The organism is Desulfitobacterium nosdiversum (assembly GCF_049860565.1).
Lineage (GTDB): Bacteria > Bacillota > Desulfitobacteriia > Desulfitobacteriales > Desulfitobacteriaceae > Desulfitobacterium_A > Desulfitobacterium_A nosdiversum.
This window is the reverse complement of record NZ_CP172056.1, coordinates 2,596,569-2,618,546: the sequence shown is the minus strand read 5'-3', so window position 1 is coordinate 2,618,546 and position 21,978 is coordinate 2,596,569. Positions and strand designations below refer to the sequence as shown.

The following is a 21,978-nucleotide window of genomic DNA, read 5'->3' as shown; positions in this document are numbered from 1 at the left end:
TTCTTATATGAAAGCATAATGTATAAAAGTATATCTAAATTACAACACGAAGAAGGATACGGCGATGATTAAATAGACGGCAAGCAGCTGAAATCCTTCCAGCCAATTGGATTCACCATCATTGGATACCCGATTGGCAATAAAAACCGAGAGAAGCAGCGCGACCAGCTCAAATTCATTAAAAATAATGCTCATCGGTTTAAAAAGCAAACTGAGAAAGATGAGAACCGGGGTAACAAAGAGAATGATCTGCAAGCTTGAACCAATTGCAATCTCAATGGCAACATCCATCTCATTTTTAAGAGCCATGAGAACTGCTGTGCTGTGTTCAGCCGCATTCCCGATAATGGGGATAAGAATAATCCCGACGAAGAATTCACTTAAGCCCGCTTCCTTAGTCATCGGTTCGACGGCACTGACAAGAAACTCACTTTCCAGACCAATGAAAACTGTGGCAGCAACTAAAACTAAAACCGCTGTTTTCAGGGACCATTTCGGTTTGCTTTCTTCTCGGTGGTCAACAGAGTAAAGGTCTTTATGCGTGTAGAAGGAAAAAAACAAGCTCATGAGATAGATGCTGAACATAATGACTGCAACAATTATGCTTAACCCCTCATACTGTTTATTCAGCAACTCCGGAGATACAGTATGCGTAAAGACAGCAGGGATAATCAAACCAATGACCGCAAACAGCAGCATGCTTGAATTCACTTCAAGAGCCTGCTTGTTGAAAGCCTGGGTTTTATATTTCATCCCCCCTGCCAGCATGCTCGCCCCGAGGACTAATAAAATATTTCCGATAACCGATCCTGAGATAGAGGCTTTGACAACCTCGAATAGTCCGGCTTTTAAGGCAAAAAACGAGATGATCAACTCCGTTGCATTGCCAAATGTAGCATTCAAAAATCCTCCGATTCTTGGTCCGGAGTAAAAAGAGATCTCTTCCGTTGCTTCCCCCATCAACCCTGCCAAGGGAATAATGGCCAAAGCCGAAAGGATAAACATCAAGGTCGGTGAAAAATGAACGAACTCCCCGATTAAACTGATGGGGATAAAAACCAGCAATAGCCTTAAAAATTTCAAAGATCCTGTTCTCCTTTCCCTTCTTTCATGCATAGTCTTTCATTCATATTCTGTCCAATTTTATTCCACAATTTAGCCTTAATATCCGCTATTGCATCGCCTTTTTCAGATCCTCAAGAAATGCATTGACATCATTCTCTTGTGTTGCCCAGGAAGTTACCAGGCGAATGACTGAGTGTTCTGCGTCGGCCTTTTCCCAGGTATTAAAGAGATAATTTTTTTCAAGCTTTTGAATGAGGGTGTTCGGAAAGATCGGGAAGATTTGATTGGAGGGCGAATGGATTAAAAACTTAAAGCCTGCCTTGCCTATTCCCTCACTTAAGATACTTGCCATTTTATTGGCATTCTTGGCCAGATCAAAGTAGAGATCATCCCGGAACAGCTCAAGAAACTGGATGCCGAGGAGACGCCCTTTCGCCAGTAGTGCTCCCTTTTGTTTTAGATGGTAGCGGAAGTCCTCTTTTAGAGAATCCTGACATATTACCAAAGCTTCACCGAGCAGGGCACCGTTTTTGGTTCCGCCAATATAAAAGGCATCTACAAGTGATGGCAGATCTGAAAGCTTCAGGTCATTTTCTGCAGAGCACAAAGCCGAACCCAAACGGGCGCCATCCATAAACAAAATCAGCTTGTTTTCCTTGCAAAAGGCACTTAGCTGTTCGAGCTCCCGCTTTTTATATATCGTCCCAATTTCTGTGGAGTCAGAGATATAGACAAGTTTAGGTTTAACCATATGTTCATCGGAATGTGCTTCAAGAACAGTTTTAAGGTTCTCCGGTTTCAGCTTTCCGTCGTTTACTTCAACAGCGATAACCTTATGTCCGGTTGCCTCAATGGCTCCCGTCTCATGAACATTGATATGTCCGGTGTTTGCAGCAATCGCCGCTTCATGGGGTCTTAAAAAAGCCGAAATCGCGATCAGATTCGTTTGTGTTCCGCCGGAAATAAAATGGATATCCACGTCGTTTCTTCCGAGTCTTGCTTTTATCAACCTGATTGCTTCAAGACAATAGCGATCCTCCCCATACCCTTCATCCTGCACAAGATTCGCTTCCATTAACGCTTTTAATATTCTGGCGTGTGATCCTTCGCTGTAATCATTTCTAAAACTGTACATCATTTAACCTCCAACTTTACTGTTATCACAACGATATCGTATAATTAGAATTATTTCAACACCTCAATATACTTTATCTCTTCGATCTTTTCTTCTTTTCTTTGCCAAAAATGTTTATTACAAACGTCAATAAAGGTATAATTATTCACGAGTTAATAGACAAGGGGGATTGACCCTAACATGGATAAGGATGATTTTAAACTTTTAAATGATGTTTTTGAGAGATTTAAACAAGACCAAGCCAATTACCAACTTCGAAAAGCGAAGAAGTTATGGCAGAGTATATCCTTTCCAATTGCTTTCTCAGAGATTCTCGAACGGTTGACCAAAGACGAGTTAACTCGAATTTGCAGGCATTATGAATTAAAAAATCTCAGCGCTCTGAAGAAGCAAGATTTAATAACCGAACTGGTCAAGATTCTGCCCCAAAAAGTTCAAAATGAAATGATGTCTTTGGATGAAAACAGATATATTTTTCTTCGGAATTTTATTATGAATGACGAACCCACCGTTATAAATGCCGAAGAGTTTGAAATTGAAGAAGTGGAGTACTGGCAAACAACAGGTCTAATTTTTTCGGGATCTTGGAAAGATACCAAAATATTATTGATGCCTGCGGAAATTTTTAATGCTTTTAAAGCTCTTGATCAAAAAATGTTTCAAGAAATAATTCAGCGAAACACCGAATGGATTTCGTTGACTCAAGGAATGCTTTATTATTACGGAGTTTTGAGTTTTCACCAGATTCTTAACCAAATTGAAAATTTAACTGGAGTAGAACCGGATTATCTCGAACTTCATGAAGTCCTCCTGAGAGCTAAAGACTATTACGAATTATTGCAAATTGATCAATATGGGACTTGGGCTTACTGCGAAGTTGAGGATATTGATAAAATCAAGCAAGAGCATCAGGCACGTCCCGATGTTGATTATTATAAATTCGGTAAAAGCAAACTTTTAAGCGCGGGTCAACTTGATTATCGGGATGAAAATCTTGCCTTTCGGCATTTCACTGAATTTTTATTAAATGCCTATGAAATGACTGAAGATGATGCAAAAGACATTACCGAAGAATGTCAAAGAATTATTAATCTGGATCTCAGAGTACATGGAGTTATTGAATTTTTACAAACCCAACTCGAGTTTCCCTCCTTTGAAACCGTACAGGAATTAACAGAGCACGTTGTAGATTTATCGAATAATACGCGCCAATGGATTCTCAAAGGCCATACTCCGGATGAACTCTTTGCCGTTGAAAAGGAATTCTTAAAACCACTGCCCTCTTCGCCGTATCAAGCACCCAATCCGCTTGCTCCACCCTTTGCTCTTCCCTTGGAAGGATATAAAGGAATGCCGAAAACAGAAACAAAAAGCAATATAATTGACATGAAAACTCGTAAAAAGGTAGGCCGCAATGATCCGTGTCCTTGTGGCAGCGGTAAAAAATTTAAGCATTGCTGCGGTAAAGATCAGTAACATCCAGACAAAAAAGAGACGACGGACAAACATTTTAGTTTTCCGCCGTCTCTTTTTTCACCTCTATTTATCTACTATACTTACCCTGTCCTGAAGTTCCCGCCTGAATATATCGGCTGGAAAATAGCGTCCTGGGCATTCCGTCGCAGATCCTGGAACTTCCCGATGCAGCTCCACATTATCAAAGTCGATATGAAACGCTGCCATTAAGGCTTGGAGCTTATCGAGAAGTCCGTTCATCTGAGCTTCAGGAACCTCCTCAAGCTGGCTGAAGTTCCCGACTAAACAAATCCCAATCGCAATGAAATTGCGGTGTCCGGCTGCACAATGAGCTCCAGGCCTGTAAAGCGGCCGCCCATCCTCACAGGTTCCATCCGGAAGAATGACAAAATGGTAGCCAATATCGCTCCACCCCTTCGTCAAATGCCATTCTCGAATCATCGCCGCATTTACTGGGACCATCTCATCTCCCTGGCGCACCATCGTCGAACTTGCCGAATGATGAACAATAATTTTTTGCCATTCCATCTATTTAACCTCTCCTCTCACTTCCAGGACGGCTATGGCTTTGGCCAGTTCAGTAATGCTGGCCGAAAGTTCATTAAGCTTTCCTTCAATGCGGACTAACAGATATGCGCTGACCACAATGGGAAAGCCGAAATTTCCGACCAGCTTGAGAATCTCTTCCACGCCTAACCTCCCTTCTCTTTTTCCTCTCTTTTTCTTCTCTTTTTCTTCACTATTTTTCATAAAATTTCTTACACTGAATTTAACGCTTACAGAGATGTGCTCTATAGCATACGCTGCTTCCGAAGCTTAAATGCTGCTGAATCTCTGCTGGAAGATTTGGCAGAACCGCTCCGGAAGCAAGCATGCTAGTCGTGATTCGTCAATTAGGCAACTGGAGCATCATAGAGATCTTCAGTAGTTGTGTCGATAATTTTAACATCTTTTTTTGAGATAAAAGCTCCGCCAGTTCCGAAAAAGATGTTCTTAGCAATGATAAGATCCATTGCAGCCTCAATCTCAGCTGCAGTAAGCCCAGCTTTGGGTTCAGGCAAGGTGAGGCTGACAGCCCCACCCATCGCATTGTTAAACGTCATTCTTAATACTTTCTTTGATGTAACAGCCATTTATTCTATTCCCTCCTTTCATTTCAGTTTCTGCTAAAACTTCCAAACTTCTAAAATTTAAAAGTTCTTAAGTTCTAGTTCTTGGGGCTTACGCGAGTTCAAAGCGGTTGTCACGGCGCACGGCAGTCAGCGGATATTGCTGCAGCGCATAAAGTACGTTGGCAACATCGAAGACATCTTGATCAGGAGCGGCTGCTAAAATATTGGGGAAGCTCCGCTGACGCAGGATCGGCGCACCTGAAGCATTGACACCCGTTTGGTAGGTCACTACCAGGACCGATTCTTTAGCAACAGAAGTTACGGCCATATTGAACACCTCCTTTTTTACGATTTAGAACAGATGTCTCGCCAAATAGGAAAAGCAGCCGGACCTGCCGACTGCTTTCAAAAGGGATATTCGGTTCACGCATCTCCGGGCAGGAAGAGTTTGTGAACTGTTCCCCTGCCCGAGAACATCTGTTCTGTTTATAGTTTATCCAAGATTATCCTGCGTGTCAACAGACTCGCCTCATGTTGGTTATGAAATTACACCTTAGACTAGATCTCAAACGTTTTGCCCGTTGCCGCCATTTGCACCTTCCCTTTAAACACATGCTGTGCTTCAGTTTGCAGGCTTGTTAGGTCTCCATAGTGAGGAAAATGGGTCAGTACAAGCTCTTGAATATTAGCCTTTGCTGACAATTCGCCAGCCTCAACAGAAGTTAAATGGCCGTTTCCCTGCTTCCTTTGGTAGGCATAAAGGCTTGATTCAGCAATTACGAGATCCGCCCCAGCCATAAAGGAAATCAAATCTTCCGAATAACCGGTATCTCCTGTGTACACCAGCCGTTTTCCCCCGTATTCAAACCTCATCGCCAGGTTGTATTCCTCATGAACGGTCTGCATAAATTCTACCTTCAAGCCATTTAGATCCAAGGGAACACCGGCCTTAATCTCTTGCCCTGCTGTCAAGTTTTTAAAAGAGAGATTGGGAATAAACGGAGACTGTTGATGACCATATATCGGCAGTGCTTGAGCTGCTGATGAACTCTTTGCTGATGAGCTTTTTGATGCCGAGATATTTGCAGCAGAACTTTTGGCTGCTGAACTTCTTGCATCTGGAGTATTTTCCAGCTGTTGCCCGATCATGACGGCATATTGCAGACATCCTAAATCAGCAACATGATCATGATGATAGTGAGATAAAAAGACGGCATCAAGAGCATCAATGGAGATATATTTGAACAGTTGAGCTAACACTCCGCTGCCGCAATCAATGAGGATATGATGTTTATCTGTTTCCAGCAGATAACCGGCAGTAGCCTCCCCTTGTCCCGGGTAAGCTCCCCAATATCCCAAAACTGTGATTTTCATCTTAATAAGCCCTTCTGCACAGTTCCTCCAGCTCAGAGATCAGCGGCATTCTCGGATTCGCCGTTGTGGTCTGATCCTGGAAGGCCTTTTCCGCTAAATCCTTTACTTTTGATTCAAAGATTTGCTTGTCCACACCCGCTGCGGATAAAGAAAGCGGCAGGTTCAGCTCATGAAGAAGCCCCTTAATCGCATCAATGAGTTTATCGACACCTTCCTCAACCGACCTATGCGTCAAACCGAGCGCCAGCGCAATATCCGCATATTTCTCATGAGCCTTGAAATGCTCATAATTAGGGAAGGCTGCAATTTTTCGAGGAACCTCGCTGTTAAACTTAATGATATGCGGCAGCATGATCCCGTTCGCCCGACCATGCGGGATATGAAACTCACCGCCTAACTTATGGGCCAGGCTGTGATTGATTCCTAAAAAGGCATTCGTAAAGGCCATACCGGCGATGCAGGAAGCATTGTGCATTTTAGCCCGCGCTTCTTTGTCCCCACCCTTATGATAAGCTCGCGGAAGATATCTAAAGACGAGCTGGATCGCTTTCAAAGCCAGCCCATCCGTGTAATCCGAGGCCATAATCGATACATAAGCCTCCAGAGCGTGGGTTAAAACATCGATTCCGGTATCCGCGGTCACTGATTTAGGCACGCTCAGCGTAAATTCCGGGTCAATAATCGCTACATCCGGTGTCAGCTCGTAATCAGCGATGGGATACTTAATTCCGCGCTCGCGGTCCGTGATAACCGTAAACGAGGTTACTTCCGAACCTGTGCCCGAGGTCGTCGGGATAGCAACCAGCTTCGCTTTTTGACCGAGCTTCGGCATTTTGTAGATCCGCTTGCGGATATCCATGAACTTATAGGTCAGCGCTTCGAAGTCAATTTCCGGGAACTCATAAAACATCCACATCGCTTTTGCCGCATCAATCGGAGAGCCGCCGCCTAAAGCGATAATCACATCCGGCTGGAAAGCTTTCAGCGCAGCAAGGCCCCGCGTAACCGTATCCAAGGATGGATCAGGTTCAACTTCGGCGAAGATTTCACTGTGAACGTACTTTTCCCGTTTGCGCAGGAAGTAAAGAATTCTATCGACATAACCGGATTCCAGCATCATTTTGTCTGTAACAATGAAGGCACGGCTTATATTCGGCATTTTGGCTAAATATTGAATGGCGCCGTATTCAAAGTAAATTCGGTCAGGGACCTTAAACCACTGCATGTTCTCCTTGCGTTTGGCAATCCGTTTTTTATTGAGAAGATTCACCGCGGTCACATTCGAGGTGGTGGAATTTCGTCCAAAGGAGCCGCAGCCCAGTGTCAGTGAAGGAATGTTCGTGTTATACAGGTCGCCGATCGCTCCATGAGTCGAGGGCGAATTGACGATAAGCCGGCCTGTCTTAATGATTTTAGCAAATTCCTCAATAACCTCTTCATTTTCAGAATGAATACAGGCAGAGTGGCCAAGGCCGCCAAAACGGACCATCTGATCTGCCCGGGCAATTCCCTCCCTGTAATCATTAACCCGGTATAAGGCTAAAATCGGGCTGAGTTTTTCACGGGAAAGCGGATATTGCTCCCCGACTCCCTCCAGCTCGGCAACGAGTATCTTCGTATCCTCAGGAACCTTAAGGTCAGCCTTAAGGGCAATGTCATAAGCAGATCTGCCCACGACTTCAGGGCTGATCCCGCCCGATTCCGGATTGACTGCAACTTTCTCCAGCTTTTCAATCTCTTCACCGGACAGAAAATAGCATTTCAGCTCCTTCATATAGCCGATTACTTCGCCGGCAATCTCTTGATCAATAATCACGCCCTGCTCGGAAGCACAGATCATTCCGTTGTCAAAGGTTTTGGACATGATAAGATCGGTAACCGCCCGCTTAATATTGGCGCTTTTCTCAATATAACAGGGAACATTGCCCGGACCGACGCCCAAAGCAGGCTTGCCGGCGGAATAGGCGGCGCGGACAAGACCTGAGCCGCCCGTAGCCAAGATCAGTGAAATCCCCTTGTGATTCATTAACTCCCGCGTGGCCTCAAGCGAGGGCTCGGGAATCCATTGGATGCAGTACTCCGGAGCTCCCATGCTGATAGCGGCATCCCGCAGGATGCGGGCCGATTCAACGCTGCACCTCTGTGAGGAAGGATGAAAGGCAAAGATAATCGGATTTCGTGTTTTGGCTGCAATAATGGCCTTAAACAAGGTTGTTGAGGTCGGGTTTGTCATCGGTGTCACTCCGGCGATGATCCCGACCGGTTCGGCTACCTCGGCATACCCTTCGTAATCGTTTTCTTCCACAATCCCTACTGTTTTTTCGTACTTAATGCTGTGATAGATGTATTCCGTAGCAAAAATATTTTTAATGACTTTATCCTCGACGACACCGCGTTTTGTTTCCTCAACTGCTAATTTAGCAAGATACAGTTGATTTTCCAAACCAGCCAAGGACATTTTCTTGACGATTTGATCTATCTGTTCCTGAGTCATTTCCATGTATTGTTCTAAAGCCTTTTGAGCATTCTTGATAAGGTTGTCCACCGTACTTTTAAGTTCAGGCGATATTTCTAAATCATGGGCCATTTGATTTCCCCCTCGTATTTCAAACGTATAAACTAATCCATCTTCAACCTATTTTGGATTAGACTTTGGGTATTTATGCGTTCTTTCAAAGTACAGAGTACTAAAAAAGCAGCCGGTTCCCGACTGCTTTAAACTTACTCGATTTATTCTATTTCGCCTTATCAACAATACCCATAGCTCCATCGATCTCCAGCCATTTTGCGAAAAGCATTTTTTTCAAGCTTATTCGAATTCCTATACAGCCTTCCTTAATCCTGAGCCTTGGAGAATAATAAATTTTAATGGTTTCAATCTGAAAAACATTATATTTGAAACGTTCCTCAGCACGAGGCTCCCCTAAATAGATTCTTGGTGCGTAACTACCTGTTACGCTGTCAGCTGAGCAAGCTCATCCCCCTGCAGAGGGCTGAAGCTCCAGTTCAATAACCGCAGCTCCCGATTTTAATTGGATATATTGTTCTGCATCCTTATCCAAAATAAACATAAAGCCTCCCAAGAAATTTATTTTGAATTCCCTTAAACTCATACTTATTAAGAGGCTTGCCGAAGGTATTGAATTATGCCTGATACATCCTTTAAAACAATCTCTTCGAGGATCGTCATTTCTTCTTGAGTCAGCTCATGTTTATCCTGATATAGATTTTCCACAATCATTTGGCCTAGTTTTTGGACAAGACCGACATGCCCCTTGTGACGAAAGGCTGGCAGCAGGGCCTCGTCAAACAGTTTCATATCTTCCTGCGTATATTCAAATACCCAGCACCAGCTTTGTAAAAAGTTTTGTTCTGTCATTACGGTGCTTTGCAATAGAGTCATCTTATCCATACTGACGGAAACGACAAGCGTAGATAAATAGGCATGCCAAACCAAAAGAAGTTTATTCGCTTCCACATCCTTGCTTAAAGTTCGATCCTGAAAGATCTTCAAATTAAACTTCGGATAATGTTGAAGCAAGGTTAAAACGAATTCTTCAGCTGCAATGCCGGCCATGATCCAGAGCTTCTTTTGGCTGTCATTCACCGCTTTTTTCAAGGCACGCCGAAAGGACCTCCGCGTATGCTTTACTGCGTGTTTATAAGGTCTCATCTTTAAACCAAGCATGTTGAGCAAACCCTTCCTCTCACTAAATCACCACAAGGACAGTCCAACTAAAGCTGTTCACTTGTGGTGCTCTTTCTGCCTGTTTGAATCAGAGAATCCCTTTTTCTTTCGCATCATTCATTAGACTTTCACGAAAATCCGGGTGTGCAATGCCGATAAGTGCAATGGCCCGCTCCCTAAGACTCTTGCCCCGCAGATTAACAATCCCATATTCTGTAACAACATAGTGGACGTCATTGCGTGAGGTTGTTACTGCAGCTCCACGGTCAAGCTCACAGGCAATCCGTGATACCTTGCCGCCTGAAGCCGTTGACGGCAATGCAATAATTGCAATTCCATGCTTTGAACGGCTTGCTCCCCGAATAAAATCGACCTGTCCGCCGACACCGCTGTATTGTCTGGAGCCAATCATTTCTGCGTTGACCTGCCCCATTAAATCGACCTGCAGGGCTGAGTTAATCGAAACCATCTTTTCATGCTGTCCGATGACATAAGGATCATTGACATAATCCACCGGATGCAGTTCAACATCAGGATTATTATCCACGAAATCATATAATTTTCGAGTTCCCATCAGGAAGGCCGCAATGAATTTCCCTGGATTAACCGACTTATTTTTGTTCGTAATCACACCGGCCTCAGCTAGAGCTACCACACCGTCGGAAAACATCTCCGAGTGAATTCCAAGATCTTTTTTTTCCTTTAAGAAGAGCAATACAGCATCCGGAATAGCTCCGATCCCTAATTGAAGCGTACATCCATCCTGAACCAATGTTGCCACATTTTCACCGATCGCCTTTTCAATTTCCCCAATAACCGGGGGTTTAAGTTCAATTAACGCTTCATCTTTTTCAACAATAAAGTTAAGCTCATCCAAATGAATTTTCGCTCCGCCGGTTCTTGGCATAAAACGGTTCATCTGCGCGATAACAAGGTGAGCACACTCTGCCGCCGCTTTTGTATAATCGACAGAAATTCCAAGGCTGCAATATCCTTCTTCATCCGGCGGTGTGACCTGGATCAGAGCAACATCAACAGGGAGAATTTTTTCATAAAATAAGCGCGGTATTTCTGAGAAATAACAGGGTGTAAAATCAGCTCGCTTCGCTTCAAGGGCTTTACGTGTCGATGCACCGATAAACAGACCATTATGACGAAAACTCTCTTCCAATTCAGGCTGCGTATATTTTGCCGGACCCATCGCGACCATATGAACAATTTCAACATGATTAAGCTCCGGTGCACGGTTGACCAAGGCTTCAACCAAGGCCGGCGGTTCGCCGCAGGCATGCCCGATGACTACTCTGTCGCCCGACTTTATAGCTTTGACGGCTTGTTCGGCACTTACAATCTTCTCCTGATATTTTGTTCTCCAGTCGTTCATAAATAATTCCTCACTCTTATTCCTAATTCAAGGACAATTTGGTTTGCATCTAGCGCCAGGGCATCCACCGCTGTACCGGCTACAGCGATACAGGGAACATTTCCTTTGCTGTACTTTTGGGCGCAATTTGAGGAACAGCCGCTGAGATAAATCACCAAATCAGCATCCAAATGATTAAAAACAACCTGGATATCTCTTGCATGAAGCATCTTCGTAACCTCTTCTGCAATTTCCGATCGATTGATCCAAGGATTGCAGCCGCCGCAGAAATTTATACTGACCTTGTCTAGCATATTTTCTGCCGCCGTAAACGTTTCAGTGCTTCTGCTATGAGTTCATCGCTCACTCCGTATTCAGGAATGACGCCTTTAATTTCCGGACATTCTGCCATAATTAAGGCTTCAACAAACTCCTTCAGAGTTTGCTGGGAACCGGGGCATGAAGAACATGCCCCGGTTAGTCTTACCTTTAAATAGCCGTCCTCTGTCACTTGGATTAATTCAAGGTCGCCATGGTGAGCATTCAGCGCCGGACGAATTTTTTGTTCAATAATTTTTTGAATGACTTCCATGCTAATCCTCCGTAAAATCCAATGATTTTATCTTATTTTGAGGGAATTAGAGCAATCGCTTTTGCCAGTTCTTTCTTCTGCTCAAGATTGCCTTGGCGTGAGATCATGATACGCTGAGCCTGTGGTGAACCTGCGCCATGCATGGATTCCGTCCGGTAGCCGACGGCAGCTGTACCCAAAGTAATATTTTCAATTAACCGCAGGATACGCATACGATCTTCTGTTGGAACTGAGGCTACACCGCGGAAATATTTTTTGACAACCTCGCCGATTTCCGGATGGCGCAAATCTTTTTCCGAAGGCATCGTAACCATTAATCCGCCGGCAATATCTTCAGCTAAGCGTGCAATTTCATAGGGGAAACGGGTCACGTTTTGTTTGCAGACATTGGCTAAGAGCAGGTTGATAAGATAGGTTCCGGAAGCTGTTTTATGACCTTCAGCCGAGCAAGCAATACCGCAGGCATACAGGGTTTCATTCAAATGAATCATTTCAATCAGCTTGTCCTTAATATGCGTTGCTTTCGCTGCTCCGTTATAATCCGCGGCAAGTGCAGTTGCTCCGATCAAGACATCACCTACGCCAACCTTACAGCCGCCATAGCTTTGACGATGATATCCCGCAAAGCGTTCGACCAACGTTCCGCTGAACTCATATTCTCCGCACATGAAGACATTTTCCCAGGGGATAAAGACATTATCAAAAACCATTAAGGCTTCATGACCGCCATATTGAGTATTTCCGGCATCAAAGGTTCCACCTTCCAATTTACGAGTATCGCAGGACTGACGGCCGTAGATATAGAAGATTCCTTCAGCATCAGCCGGTGCACAGAAGGATACGGCATAATCGGCATCGTCTTTGCCCATCGCAATTGTCGGCATGACGAGAATCCAGTGGGAGTTAATCGCCCCGGTTTGATGCGCCTTCGCACCGCTGATGACAATTCCGTCTTCCCTTTTCTCAACAACATGGACAAAAAGATCGGGATCAGCTTGTTTGCTGGGAGCTAGTCCGCGATCCCCTTTAGGATCGGTCATCGCTCCGTCAACGGTCCAGTCTTCTTCTTGCATTTTGAGCAAGAACTTGGTGAATCTCTCATGGTAGGTTGTACCTAGTTTTTGATCCATTTCAAAAGTAGCACTGTCTACAGCGTTGATTGCATCCATACCGACACAGCGTTGGAAACATGCTGCAGTCTTTTGCCCTAAGAGACGCTGCATTTTTACTTTTTTAACAAGATCGTCTGTGCTTTGATGCAGATGGCAGAAACGATTGACTTTCTTTCCTGTTAAATGAGAGGTTGCTGTCATTAATTCCTCATATTGCGGATCTTCGGCTAATGCATAGGTTGCTTTGACCGAATTCATGGACGGACGAATGATTGGGTGATCAACAGGGTTATCCACCAGTTCACCTTGAAGGTAAACTTTCAAATTCAGTTTGCGTAGGCTTTCTTCATATTCTGCAGCAGTTTTCATCAAAAATTCCCCCTAATTTTGTAACATATTCTATTTTTTATTTGAACAACAATAATCTTTTTATGATCTTAAGCACTTATCTCACGGCAAGTTTTATCAAGTACTTACTTTAGCCCGCTTATTCTACACCAATCTTGCTGTTAAATACCGGGTCATTTTGTTTATCATAGCTTGACCAGTTGCGGAAGAATTCCTTGCCGAAGATAAGGAGGCAGAGAACTACTCCTACGCCTAAGGCGTACGCTGCACCGCGTGAAATCAATACAGCGGCGACAATCCCTGCAATTCCTAAATCGTTAAAGGTGCGGGCCTTGAGTATGCCTACCCTTACGGCCACATAGCCTTGAACCAGCATCGTCAGTGAAAAAGCAATCGGTAAAATAGGCTTAACCAGGGTGACAATCGGTGTCAAGAAATAACCTGTAAATGTTCCCATACGGAAGGAAGCTACTCCGCCATATAAGCTGTCCATAGCTTCAGGACCTTGCTTATAGCGTTCACAGGTTACTACCTGCATTGCTGCCCATAACGGCCCGCACATTGTGATATCCGGTCCAATCATAGACATGGAAATATTACGAATACCGACGATCATATTGTTGCGGTTCGCATCGAAATGAATGTTCTCATCGCCGTTTCTAAATTCCCTGGCTTCATCAATCAAGGCATCCGCCTGAATCAATTCGCCGAACAGAACGATATAAACGGCGGCTACCAAAGGCAGGGCTCCAAGAAAGACACTTAAGGCAGGCCAGCCGATCCTTGAGGAAAAAGGAGTCCATTGCGTAAACAGGGTGTAAAATTGCGGGATGGTAATTCCCCATTGGATTTTAGGCCAAGGCAATTCGCCAACAAGCGGCGCAATGAAAATAGCCAGTACAAGCGGAGGAACTAAGCCTAAGTCCGAAATATATTTAAGGACCTTATGCTTAACTTTTAGGGCTTTAAAATGATTGGAGAATAAAATGTAGAAGGCAAGACCTATAGCAATGGTAATGGTGTAAGGAGCAGTATCAAATTTCAATCCCGGATCAAATACCAGTTTAACCGCTGCGACACCGGCTCCTAACAATATCCCTGATTTCAGAGCATCAGGCACAATATTTACAAACCTTTTCGCTAAGCCGCTTGCGCCGAGAATAAACGCGAATAACCCAAGCTCCATTTCAAAGGCAATTAGAGCATGCATTCTAGGGACACCTTCAGGGAAGGTTTTCAGCCAAAGAAGAGCAAGGGGATAGCCGGAGTAATCCAACCCGGAATAACGGGATCTCCCAAATGCGAATGCCATAAATAAAAGAAACCATTTAAGATAACAACGGTAAGTGCAATTTCAAAGGGCATACCGAGGTATTCCTGAAGCATAGGAATAGCGTCTAAACATACAGCACACATAAGCAGCCCTTGAATATAGTCAGGTACTTCAAAGCGATAATGAAGGATCGGCAGCCTCAGTTGAAAAGGTCCTAACGGAATATACGGTTGAGCTTGACCATATTGTCTCTTAAGAATTGGACCAAATAGACTCATAAAGCACTTCCCTTCTAAATTAGATCATTGATTTGGTATAATTCCTTGCCATAAGGGTTGAAATCTTGACTTCGCCCATACCTCCTCGATCCAGATTTTAAATTCCCCGGGGATTTCAGTACTGACCTTATTTATTGCAACTCTTATGCCAGATTTGATGTTTATAAAATCTTTTTATTTGGAATTTAAAAAATACTGTATTTTCAAGCTAAAACAAAAAAATAGCCAGGGTCATTTTATCGTTTGATAAAGACCTCAGCTATTTGTGATTGTGCATTCATGCACATCATTTTATTGATTTGCCTTTAAACCCTTTTCAGAATGGACTTTGGGCAAATTTGCAACGGTTGCAGAAATGCAACTGCTATTTCAGCAAGCCATATTTTCCCGCTTTCCGAAAGATGGTTGTCCGATCGACTCCTAATACCTCTGCTACTTTTGGCCAGGATTGATATTCCTTAAATGTTTCTTCCAAGACATACGTCTCGGTTTGAATCACTGCATCCTTTAATTTTGTTCCCCTCTTCGGGCAAGGAACTTTGCGGCGCATCGTTTCCGGCAGCAGGGACGTTGTGAGTTCATCCTCGGAAGAGGTAATCATCATTCGTTCCAGAACATTTTCTAATTCACGGACATTTCCCGGCCAAGAATGTTCGATCAGTTTATCCACCAATTCCGGAGAAATCCGATACTGGAAATGAAAACGCTTGTTTAACTTATCCACGAAATACTTGGTCAAAAGCGGAATATCTTCTTTACGCTCCCGTAAGGGCGGTATTTGAATCGGTACGACCATCAAGCGATAATAGAGATCTTCTCGAAAAGTTCCATCCTTAACCATTTTTTCAAGATCGCGATGCGTGGCCGCAATGATCTTTACATTCACTTCAATCGGCTTCGTGCTGCCAATCCTCACAATCTCCTTCTCCTGAATAGCACGTAAAAGTTTAGCCTGCAATAATAAAGGCATTTCACCCACTTCATCAAGGAACAGTGTCCCATTGTGAGCCATCTCAAATAGTCCGGGCTTTCCTTCTTTTTTAGCACCCGTAAACGCTCCGCCTTCATATCCGAACAGTTCAGATTCCAGAAGTTGTTCAGGAATAGCCGCACAATTAATTTTAATAAACGAATGATTAACCCCTTTGCTTTGTTCATGAATTAATTTAGCAATAAGTTCTTTACCCGTGCCTGACTCTCCGGTAATCAGGACCGTGGTATCGACATGCGCAACCTTCATGGCGAGTTGAATAACCCTGTCCATGATTTCACTGCCGTAGATAATCCCTGTATCTTTAATTTGCATAGAGCGCAAATGGTTCAATTCGGCTTTATATTTCAGAGTTTGTTCTTTTGTCTTTTGCAGTTGACTTTGTAAACAATTGAGTTCTGTAATATCACGGACATTTGTTAAAATTCGAGACAAGTTGCCCTCTTCATCAAATACCGGGTTGCCCGTTACAAGAATCTGTTTATGGGTATGCTTAACCGTTTGGGGAATCGTAATAGTCTGCTTTTTCTCCATGACATGCAGGGTTACTGACTGGTCGTACACGCCCTCGTTAATCAACTGGCGCATTGACTTGCCAATTACGTCCTTGGCCTTTATCCCTGTTATGCGTTCGTAAGCATCGTTGAGACGAAGAACGACACCATTCCCATCGGTAATAAAGATTCCGTCATAAGATGAATTGATAATCGCCTCTAGCTCTGCGAACAATTGTTTGACCGAATTCAGCTCATTATAAAGATGCTCTATACTCGTTAATTCCTGAAAAACAGAGATTGCATTACGAACAATCCCTCCTTCAATTAACGGAGAATAATTGGCGACCACAGGTATATCATTAATGACAATTTTCTGACCGTACTGAGCATGTCCTGATTTCAAAACTATAGGCAGTAAAGAATTCGGAATAATATCTGTCACTGATCGACCGATCAGCTCATTCTTAGCCATCCCTACGATATCGGCAACCACACGATTAGCGAACACAATGATTTCATGCTCGTCAATAATAAGTATTCCATTGTATGCAAAATCGAACATGCCATAGATTCGTTCAAAAGCCTGAAGATCTGAGGTATAACCCGTAGTTAAAGCACTGGGTCTTACTATGCCTAAAATATGACTCTGTTCGTTCACTACAACTGTTTCGTGAATACGATCAATAATCGCCGCCGGATCTTCTTCAGGCAAACAACTTGGGAGATGAGTGATTTGGCATGACTCTAGTGTTGCATGGAGGGGAATGCCGCTTGCCACAGCTTCCAATAAACTATCCTTAGTAACACAGCCTATATATACCTTCTCCTGATTGATGACTGGAATGATATCGTCCTTATCTCTATTGACAACATGAATTGCATATTTGATTGTGTCAGAGAGCGAAACTACAGCTACTTTCTGCATTATATCAATAACCTTCATCCATTACGCCTCTCTTTTTTAGGGGATGATTATCATCTCTTTAATGAATACGTTTAGTCTTAACAAAAACAGTATATAACTTGTAAAAAACTTTCTGATTTATGGCTATCCTTCCTCCTCCAACAGCGTCTTCCATGAAGTGCCCACTGCTTCAGCAATACGCATCGCCCAAGCGGGGTTCATTCCGCGCCTTCCGCGCTCTAAATCACTGATAATCGTCGGGGAAATTCCGGTTCGTTCCGAAAGCTCCTTTTGGGTTGCAATTCCGGCATGCAAACGAAGCATTCTGACTTTATTTCCACCGTAGAAAACTCCACTTTCCATCATTTCAGCACTCTCCTAACAATTTTTTAAATATGATGTTGCCTATGCTGCTTATATCTAAAAAGCATTATATATTGTTCTTTGTGTCAGAACAAGTGTTCTCTATTGTTTCGACAAAATGTTGGTTATGAAAATGCACTAACGCAATAATTCCAAAGCGTAGGATAAACCCAATCCCAATATTCCAACAAGCCCAAAATAAAGAATGGCAAACTGAACGCGTTCCTTCATCGGAACCTCATAATAAACACTCAGCTGATCTCGATTTTTCCATAGCTTATACACCTGGGTCAGCCCTAGCACAACAATCAGCACCATAATCGGATTGAATAACCAGAACATCAGGAAAACCAAGACAGGTATGCCAATAAGCCAAAGATAAGGAGAAACCGCTGAAACAATGCGGCCTCCGTCAAGGGGATGAACGGGAAGCAAGTTAAACAAATTCAGAAGAAAACCTGTATAAGCAAGAGCGAGAGCTAATTTGCTCCCGGTTGCCCAATAGGCACCAAGGCAGACAACAGCACCTAAGCTTCCAAAAAGAGGCCCTCCATACCCGACCTTTGCTTCTGTAACAGCATCCTTGGGCATTTCCTTCATACCAATAAAGGCACCGACAAAAGGAATAAAAACAGGACCCGATACAGCAAGTCCCACTCGTTTGGCAATGATATAATGCCCTATCTCATGAAGAAAAAGCAGAGCAACAATTCCGATTGCATATTTTACACCGTATATCAATGCATAAATTCCGATCGTAATAAACATCGAGATTCCAGTCGATAAGAATTTGCCCAGCTTCAGAAATATAAAAAGAAATTTAAACTTCGTGATAAGGAAAACGAAGAAAAACTTGCCTTTCGCAAGAATAGCCAGTATAAATGCTAATCCAGCCCACAATCCCTTCTTCTTCCCTTCATTTTTAACGGATGTGCTCAAATTCGTTTGCGGCTGAGTTGTCAGCTCATCGCTATATTCTGATCTGTTATTATCCATTAGATTTATTTAAACCTCCTCAGATCAATTGATAACATTCATATTTGAATAAATACGGGAAAATACGTAAAATATATCCCTTGTTAATAATTCTATTTCAAGTAAGATTTTACCTTTATCGAGAATCTAGGAATAACAAAAACAAACTGCCAAAGGCAGTTTATTCTTAGATTTATCTTCGTAATTTTTTTATAAGATAGATTAGTAAAATAAAACTGTCACTTGGAGATCGTTATCCTGTTCAAGCTGTTGAACAATCTTTTGAATCTGATCTATCGCTTGAAGTTCGGACTTTTTATTTAATGTCTCTAGCTGTCCCTTATCTTCAAGCTTTTTCTTAGCATCCTGGGTCAAAATGTCAATATAAGACGTATTACTGCCTGTGAGCTTAACAACTTCTTCTCTAAGGTTGGATTTAATGCTTAACCAACCTGTTGCCTCAGGTTGATCATTCGATACTTGAATATCATCCGTCAGTTTAGGAAGGCTGATTATAATTCGATTTTGCTCAACTTGTACATCATCTTCTGTTAGTTTCTCTAAGTGAAGCTGTGAAGTAACTTTATAATCATAGTTCACAACGATTGTTCCCTCAGTTTTCGGTATTTTTAGGTCAGTGCCTGGAATTGTGGCTTGTGTCTGAACGGAGTAGCTTTCATGTCCCTGTTCTTCAGAAATGATAATATTGCCCATATTACTAAGCGCCTGCGTAATTTGATGAGCAGAAATGTTTGCTTTATTTATCTGGTTTGCTTGCTGTTTTTGAACGGGATTTAAATTTGGTTTAGCCAATTGCCATACTCCAAAAGAAATACCCCCAAGCAGAAGCACGAAAGCCATAAGAAGAGGCCATTTCCTCCTCCAGGCTTTTGCTGCCGCGACTTCTAAACGAGCCAGATTAACCCGATGAATTTGATCGGCCATTAAGCTCATAAACGATTGCCATCGATAAAGAAGGCTTTGCTCTTTCGGTTCGTAAATCTGCACTTTCACCTGTTCTTCAATATAGGTACTGCACAAATCTTCTAAAGGCCTAATATCCCCTGCTTCTTTACGAGCGAGCGTATAAACAGCAATCGTAATCGTATCCATCCAATGGGTAAATATATTAAACGCTTTATTAATGCCTGTGAGCAAATGAAGAACGATATAGAGTGTCGCTAGTTTTGCGACGAGATGATTGATGAAATTCGTAAGTACAACCAAGAGTGTTGAAATCACGGTTGTTAAAAGTCCCAGCAAAGTAGGGAGCTTTCCTAAGTTCAATATTTTCCCAAGAATATCCGAAAGCTTGGTTTTTGTACTTTTCCAATTATCTTCACCGATATGAACAAGCACCTTGGAATTATAAAGATCTTCAAGCTTGACTGATTTAAAAGGAAGATTATTTTGCTTGAACTCTTGATGCAATTCCCGATTCAGTGATTGAAGCATTGGCTTTAGGTAACATGCGCATGCATCATAATAGACTTGTTTGATTGAATCATCATCTAACGTGTAATTAAAAGCTATATCATGCTTAAATAATTTGAGAGCAAAATTAAACATTCCTGCAATCCAGATCAGCATAAATTTCTGCAGGATATGCCCCTTTTCAAAACTTGTCAGCAATTTGGTCATACGGATATAACGCTGAAGTTTTTGCTTCGGTAAGTTATGAAATTCCTGTAACCCCGACTCTATTTTGGGTCTGTATTTATCGATAATTTTTTGAGTATTTATCTCAAGCTCTGAGCGTTCAGACATCTGTCCGTTTATCCTCCTCATTGGGTATTCAGCTCGTCCGTTCTTTATTCTCCTATATTCTACATTTTCCTGCAATAGACCCAATCAAAAAAGCTCAATTGTTATCAAGTCTAACAATCGAGCTTTTGAGCTTCTATCATTTTAATCCGTTATCAATGAATTTAATAAGGTCTGATGGCTTTAATGGTTTTATTGCTTAATAGTTTTGTTAGAGAATTACTCATTTAAATTTTAATTAAATATTGTCGAGCGCCTGCTGAAGATCCTCCAGAATATCCTCAATATTTTCCAGGCCAACAGAGAAGCGGATCAATCCCGGACTAATTCCCGCAGCCACTAACTGACTGTCTGTCATTTGCCGATGAGTTGAACTGGCGGGGTGCAATACGAGCGTATGAACATCAGCAACGTGAACTACATTGGAAGCTAATTTTAAACTGTCCATGAATTTAATCGCGGTTTCGCGTGAACCTTTAATGATAAAAGAGATAACACCGCTTGTCCCTTTGGGAAGATACTTTTTACTCAATTCAAAGTATTTATCCCCTTCCAAAGCAGGATAATTCACGGTTTCAATCTTACCGGACCGGCTGAGGAATTCGGCGACTTTTTTCGCATTTTGGCAGTGTCTTTCCATCCGTACCGGCAGGGATTGAAGCCCAAGATTCAAGAGAAAGGCGGCATTGGCTGAAGGATATACGCCAAAATCTCTCATCAACTGTACTCTGGCTTTCGTGATATAGGCTGCTTTACCAAAGTTCTTCGTATAAACTACGCCGTGATAAGATTCATCAGGTTCCGTAAACTCGGGAAATTTGCCGTTTGTCCAGTCAAAATTACCGCTGTCGACGATGACTCCGCCGACTTGAACGGCATTTCCATCCATATATTTGGTTGTTGAATGGATGACAATATCTGCCCCAAAATCTATCGGCCGGCAAAGAATCGGAGTCGCAAACGTGTTATCTACAATCAGCGGCACCTGATTTTTATGAGCAAGCTTTGCAAATTTCTCAATATCGAAAATGGATAATGCCGGATTAGCCAGAGTCTCCCCAAAAACGGCTTTCGTATTGGGTCTAAATTCCTTTTGAATTTCTTCTTCCGGAGCATCCTGATCAACGAAAGTACACTCAATGCCGAAGCGTTTAAGAGTCACTGCAAAAAGATTAAAGGTTCCGCCGTAAATTTTGGAGGCACTGATAAAGTGATCTCCGGCTTTCATAATATTAAGTATGCTGATCAGAGAAGCGGCTTGGCCGGAGGTCGTACACAGCGCTCCGATGCCGCCCTCCAAGGCTGCAATTTTTTCTTCCACAGCACCAACGGTTGGGTTAGAAATACGGGAGTACATATGACCTTCTGCTGTCAGATCAAAAAGGGCCCCAACATGCTCTGTTGAGTCATACTTATAGGTTGTGCTTTGGTATATCGGCAAAGCCAGCGGTTCACCATTTTTAGGATGGTATCCTTCATGCAAACATTGGGTTTCAATTTTCATGACTACTCTCCTCCAGGTAACTTTTATATAACAATAACGTAAATTGATAATTGTTTCAACCATTTAAAATAAAGAAATTAAAATAAAGAAATGGACTAATAAGTAAAAACAAAAAGAAAAACCTCCCGTCTGGGAGGTTAATAAGTTATTTTATTCAATAGAAT

General features: G+C 42.7%; 22 protein-coding genes. 1 reads left to right on the top strand and 21 read right to left on the bottom strand.

Annotated elements, in window-relative coordinates; all coding sequences use genetic code 11:
• Positions 1-39: 39 nt before the first annotated feature.
• Together cax and ACHOLT_RS12690 are read right to left on the bottom strand one after the other, a co-directional pair.
• Positions 40-1,083 carry a calcium/proton exchanger gene (gene cax / locus ACHOLT_RS12695; RefSeq protein ID WP_425801183.1) on the bottom strand — a complete coding sequence of 348 codons (1,044 nt, stop codon included), beginning with the start codon at positions 1,081-1,083 and terminating at the stop codon, positions 40-42.
• An 88-nt stretch (positions 1,084-1,171) separates the two neighbouring features.
• Complete coding sequence (locus ACHOLT_RS12690) at positions 1,172-2,200, bottom strand: threonine aldolase family protein (RefSeq protein WP_425808043.1); 1,029 nt, start codon at positions 2,198-2,200, stop codon at positions 1,172-1,174.
• Positions 2,201-2,380: 180 nt separating this feature from the next.
• Between ACHOLT_RS12690 and ACHOLT_RS12685 the strand changes: the two genes are divergently transcribed.
• On the top strand, positions 2,381-3,676 hold the full coding sequence (locus tag ACHOLT_RS12685; protein ID WP_425801181.1) for an SEC-C metal-binding domain-containing protein: 1,296 nt from the start codon (positions 2,381-2,383) through the stop codon (positions 3,674-3,676).
• A 63-nt stretch (positions 3,677-3,739) separates the two neighbouring features.
• Here the strand turns inward: ACHOLT_RS12685 and ACHOLT_RS12680 are convergent, their stop codons facing one another.
• The 19 genes from ACHOLT_RS12680 to ACHOLT_RS12590 all read right to left on the bottom strand — a co-directional run bounded on the left by ACHOLT_RS12680 (position 3,740) and on the right by ACHOLT_RS12590 (position 21,814).
• On the bottom strand, positions 3,740-4,204 hold the full coding sequence (locus ACHOLT_RS12680; RefSeq protein ID WP_425801179.1) for a peptidoglycan recognition protein family protein: 465 nt from the start codon (positions 4,202-4,204) through the stop codon (positions 3,740-3,742).
• On the bottom strand, positions 4,205-4,426 hold the full coding sequence (locus ACHOLT_RS12675) for a YvrJ family protein (protein WP_425801177.1): 222 nt from the start codon (positions 4,424-4,426) through the stop codon (positions 4,205-4,207).
• Between the two features lie 143 nt (positions 4,427-4,569).
• Positions 4,570-4,809: a DUF2922 domain-containing protein gene (locus tag ACHOLT_RS12670; protein ID WP_425801175.1), complete on the bottom strand. Its 240-nt coding sequence runs from the start codon at positions 4,807-4,809 to the stop codon at positions 4,570-4,572.
• An 88-nt stretch (positions 4,810-4,897) separates the two neighbouring features.
• Entirely contained in the window at positions 4,898-5,116 is a 219-nt protein-coding gene (locus tag ACHOLT_RS12665) for a DUF1659 domain-containing protein (protein ID WP_425801173.1), read from the bottom strand.
• Between the two features lie 230 nt (positions 5,117-5,346).
• Positions 5,347-6,162, bottom strand: a complete 816-nt coding sequence (locus ACHOLT_RS12660; RefSeq protein WP_425801171.1) for an MBL fold metallo-hydrolase — start codon at positions 6,160-6,162, stop codon at positions 5,347-5,349.
• Between the two features lies 1 nt (position 6,163).
• The gene (gene adhE, locus ACHOLT_RS12655; RefSeq protein WP_425801169.1) at positions 6,164-8,749 is read right to left on the bottom strand and encodes a bifunctional acetaldehyde-CoA/alcohol dehydrogenase; all 2,586 of its coding nucleotides are present in this window, start codon (positions 8,747-8,749) and stop codon (positions 6,164-6,166) included.
• Positions 8,750-8,897: 148 nt separating this feature from the next.
• Positions 8,898-9,233 carry a CC/Se motif family (seleno)protein gene (locus ACHOLT_RS12650; protein ID WP_425801167.1) on the bottom strand — a complete coding sequence of 112 codons (336 nt, stop codon included), beginning with the start codon at positions 9,231-9,233 and terminating at the stop codon, positions 8,898-8,900.
• A gap of 47 nt (positions 9,234-9,280) precedes the next feature.
• Entirely contained in the window at positions 9,281-9,781 is a 501-nt protein-coding gene (locus tag ACHOLT_RS12645) for a hypothetical protein (protein WP_425801165.1), read from the bottom strand.
• Positions 9,782-9,938: 157 nt separating this feature from the next.
• Complete coding sequence (locus ACHOLT_RS12640; protein ID WP_425801163.1) at positions 9,939-11,234, bottom strand: acetyl-CoA hydrolase/transferase family protein; 1,296 nt, start codon at positions 11,232-11,234, stop codon at positions 9,939-9,941.
• Positions 11,231-11,527: a hypothetical protein gene (locus tag ACHOLT_RS12635; protein WP_425801161.1), complete on the bottom strand. Its 297-nt coding sequence runs from the start codon at positions 11,525-11,527 to the stop codon at positions 11,231-11,233. Before ACHOLT_RS12635 ends, ACHOLT_RS12640 begins: the two co-directional genes overlap by 4 nt.
• Positions 11,521-11,805, bottom strand: a complete 285-nt coding sequence (locus tag ACHOLT_RS12630) for a NifU family protein (protein WP_425801159.1) — start codon at positions 11,803-11,805, stop codon at positions 11,521-11,523. Before ACHOLT_RS12630 ends, ACHOLT_RS12635 begins: the two co-directional genes overlap by 7 nt.
• A gap of 32 nt (positions 11,806-11,837) precedes the next feature.
• Positions 11,838-13,286 carry a 4-hydroxyphenylacetate 3-hydroxylase family protein gene (locus ACHOLT_RS12625; protein ID WP_425801157.1) on the bottom strand — a complete coding sequence of 483 codons (1,449 nt, stop codon included), beginning with the start codon at positions 13,284-13,286 and terminating at the stop codon, positions 11,838-11,840.
• A gap of 118 nt (positions 13,287-13,404) precedes the next feature.
• Positions 13,405-14,475 carry a hypothetical protein gene (locus ACHOLT_RS12620; RefSeq protein ID WP_425801155.1) on the bottom strand — a complete coding sequence of 357 codons (1,071 nt, stop codon included), beginning with the start codon at positions 14,473-14,475 and terminating at the stop codon, positions 13,405-13,407.
• Between the two features lie 26 nt (positions 14,476-14,501).
• On the bottom strand, positions 14,502-14,816 hold the full coding sequence (locus ACHOLT_RS12615; RefSeq protein ID WP_425801153.1) for a hypothetical protein: 315 nt from the start codon (positions 14,814-14,816) through the stop codon (positions 14,502-14,504).
• A gap of 364 nt (positions 14,817-15,180) precedes the next feature.
• Positions 15,181-17,247 carry a sigma 54-interacting transcriptional regulator gene (locus ACHOLT_RS12610; protein WP_425801151.1) on the bottom strand — a complete coding sequence of 689 codons (2,067 nt, stop codon included), beginning with the start codon at positions 17,245-17,247 and terminating at the stop codon, positions 15,181-15,183.
• A gap of 105 nt (positions 17,248-17,352) precedes the next feature.
• The gene (locus tag ACHOLT_RS12605; protein WP_425801149.1) at positions 17,353-17,574 is read right to left on the bottom strand and encodes a helix-turn-helix domain-containing protein; all 222 of its coding nucleotides are present in this window, start codon (positions 17,572-17,574) and stop codon (positions 17,353-17,355) included.
• A gap of 135 nt (positions 17,575-17,709) precedes the next feature.
• Positions 17,710-18,567 carry a site-2 protease family protein gene (locus tag ACHOLT_RS12600; RefSeq protein ID WP_425801147.1) on the bottom strand — a complete coding sequence of 286 codons (858 nt, stop codon included), beginning with the start codon at positions 18,565-18,567 and terminating at the stop codon, positions 17,710-17,712.
• 201 nt (positions 18,568-18,768) lie between these two features.
• Entirely contained in the window at positions 18,769-20,313 is a 1,545-nt protein-coding gene (locus tag ACHOLT_RS12595; protein WP_425801145.1) for a hypothetical protein, read from the bottom strand.
• Positions 20,314-20,548: 235 nt separating this feature from the next.
• The gene (locus ACHOLT_RS12590) at positions 20,549-21,814 is read right to left on the bottom strand and encodes an O-acetylhomoserine aminocarboxypropyltransferase/cysteine synthase family protein (RefSeq protein WP_425801143.1); all 1,266 of its coding nucleotides are present in this window, start codon (positions 21,812-21,814) and stop codon (positions 20,549-20,551) included.
• Positions 21,815-21,978 lie beyond the last annotated feature (164 nt).